Below are 2,283 nucleotides of genomic sequence, written 5' to 3'. Positions count from 1 at the left end.
GATTACGCCATCAATTTTTTGGAGGGAGCGGGTAATTTCGTATTCTTGTTTATATCGAGTTAATTCTGAGGGACTAGGATAATCTTCCTTGAGAATTTTCAGGATAACGGGATCGTGGCTAGATTTATGGACAGCCCGATAGACTAATGAATTAGAGCTTTCATAAATCTTGGAGAGAAGCTGATAGTTGTCCATTTTAAGCAATTGTTTAATACCAATTCTTGAAACTATGACTACAAATCTCTACCCCCCGGTTTCGCCGTCCCCCCTTGGCAAGGGGAACAGGGGGGGTCAAATCTGTAGCTGTAGATCGAGGAATTGGTATAAGGAATAAAATAAACCCTCAAATCATCCCCCCCATCCCCATTTCTGGGTTCAATTCAAGCCATAAAAACGAGCCGGGTTATCCCAAACAATTTTATGCACAATTTCCTGAGAAAGTTCCTCTTCTAGAGCCACCATTTCCTTAACCACATTAGGCTTATGATCCATGTGAGGATAATCAGAGCCAAAGATTAAGTTATCTGAACCGATCGCGTCTATCAGTTGGGCTAAATAAGGCTCGGAAGGCTCGATCGCAATGAAGCACTGGCGGCGAAAATATTCGGATGGCTTCATTTTGACACGATCGGCCACTTCCCATAGCAAATCTTCATATTCGCGATCGAGCCGCCACAGCCAGTAGGGAAGCCAGCCGCAGCCAGACTCCAGCAATCCTACTTTCAGCAGAGGATGACGCTCTAAGACACCTCCTTCGATCAAAGATAGTAGCGCCATCATTTGTTCCATTGGATGAGAGCAAGCGTGGAGGGCAAAACGAGTTTGAAAGCGATCAGCTCCAGCAGTAGGCGATCGGAATGGGATTGACAATCGATTCACCTTTAATTTTTAGATCGGAAGATAAGGCAAAGCTTTTAGATGAGCTTATTAAGATTATGTGGAATGTTCTTCTTCAGTCCTTGCCCTTCGCCAAATCTTGCACTTAGTCGCTATTAAATGGCGGTAGTTGGACAGGTAGCCCCACATTTAAACGGTAATTTATTTGCACTCAGCAGGAAATGGTAATTGCTCTTTTTCTATCTAAAATTCTTTGATTATTTCACAAACTGCTTTACCTGCTGCGGCAATATAGGCACTACTTTTTGCTGCCAAAACTGGTCGAAACTCTGAGGTTGAACTCCTCGCCATGCAATTCCTATTGCTAAAGTTAAGAAAAATATAGCTCCCAATCCATTAATTAAATGAGATAAAATTCCCGGCCCTCTAGGAGCAGATGTAATCTTTGGTCTATAATTTATCCCCTCATATTGAATTTCATCATCATGACGCTTCGATGCTGATGTTTTTTGTCGCGATGCTGGACGGCCCGCAGAAGCACCTGTTTTACTGAATGTACTCCCAGAAGAATTATTTTTGCTAATACCAGTTGTACCCCCCGTTGTTTTCATTGTAGAAACGCCTCGCGTTGGCAATTTGCCGCTAGACAAATCTGTTTTGCCGCTTCGGGTTGGCAATTTGCCATTAGACAAATCTGTTTTGCCGCTTCGGGTTGGCAATTTGCCATTAGATATATCTGTTTTCCCAAAAGAAGTATTTCCAGTCTGCAAACGAGTCTGCTGGGAGGGTTTCTTGGAAGTTTGCGATCGCATCAAATTTTGCAATTTCTGAGTTACTGGCATTGGTTGTTCCCCTCTCTTCGCCCACTGGGACAACATCGCCGCCGTGATCCCGCAAAGGTTTCCCAGCCCCAAAGCTTGCATCCGCTTTAATAATGACTGGTTATTGCAGACAAAAACTACTAGGGATTCTGGGTTTTCGCGAGCAAAACCGTAAACGCATTGAGCGATCGCCACTACCATTCGCGTATGTTTGCTTTGATTTCCCCCAACAGCAGGTTCTAAATTGGGGTGAGTCTCTAAAGCATCTGTCACCTGCCAACCACTAGCAGGAAAAAATCGCAGAAATTCTCTAGCTAGTTTTTCGCGATCGCTATCTGCCTCATCTGCCAAAAATTCCATTTCCTCAAACACCACTTCCGGGACATAGCAACTTCCCGCCTTGGCATATTGTTGCCATGTTTGGGAATTAGTACCCATTACTACATCAACATCAAGAATTAATAAGACCGCAGGAAGATTATTACTCATAAAAACCTCACGGGAGCTTGGAAACCCAGTGGCTTTAGCCCTGGGAGGAAAAGGGACGCGGGATACTTTAGCGTCCCGTCAAGACTCTTAAAATCCATAGTTGTATCCATCCTTTTGATGAATAGAAAAACAATAT

3 protein-coding genes are annotated in these 2,283 nt (G+C 43.7%); all 3 read right to left on the bottom strand.

Annotated features, from left to right (window positions below; all coding sequences use genetic code 11):
* Nucleotides 1-195 (bottom strand): hypothetical protein (locus PN499_RS09860; protein ID WP_272031663.1); only part of this gene is annotated, 195 nt, incomplete at its 3' end.
* Nucleotides 196-375: 180 nt separating this feature from the next.
* Nucleotides 376-870 (bottom strand): amidohydrolase family protein, encoded by a 495-nt coding sequence (locus tag PN499_RS09855; protein ID WP_272031662.1) that lies wholly within the window; start codon nt 868-870, stop codon nt 376-378.
* Nucleotides 871-1,094: 224 nt separating this feature from the next.
* Complete coding sequence (locus PN499_RS09850; protein ID WP_272031661.1) at nt 1,095-2,147, bottom strand: PIN domain-containing protein; 1,053 nt, start codon at nt 2,145-2,147, stop codon at nt 1,095-1,097.
* Nucleotides 2,148-2,283 lie beyond the last annotated feature (136 nt).

Origin of the sequence: Kamptonema animale CS-326 (genome assembly GCF_028330895.1) — a bacterium.
Taxonomy (GTDB): Bacteria; Cyanobacteriota; Cyanobacteriia; order Cyanobacteriales; family Microcoleaceae; genus Kamptonema; species Kamptonema formosum.
Note: the sequence above shows the minus strand (reverse complement) of the source record. Positions and strands in the feature narration are given on the sequence as shown.

Bases quoted from the DNA above. Each gene is read 5' to 3' on its own strand.
- PN499_RS09850 (WP_272031661.1), bottom strand. From the start codon at position 2,147: ATGAGTAATAATCTTCCTGCGGTCTTATTAATTCTTGATGTTGATGTA.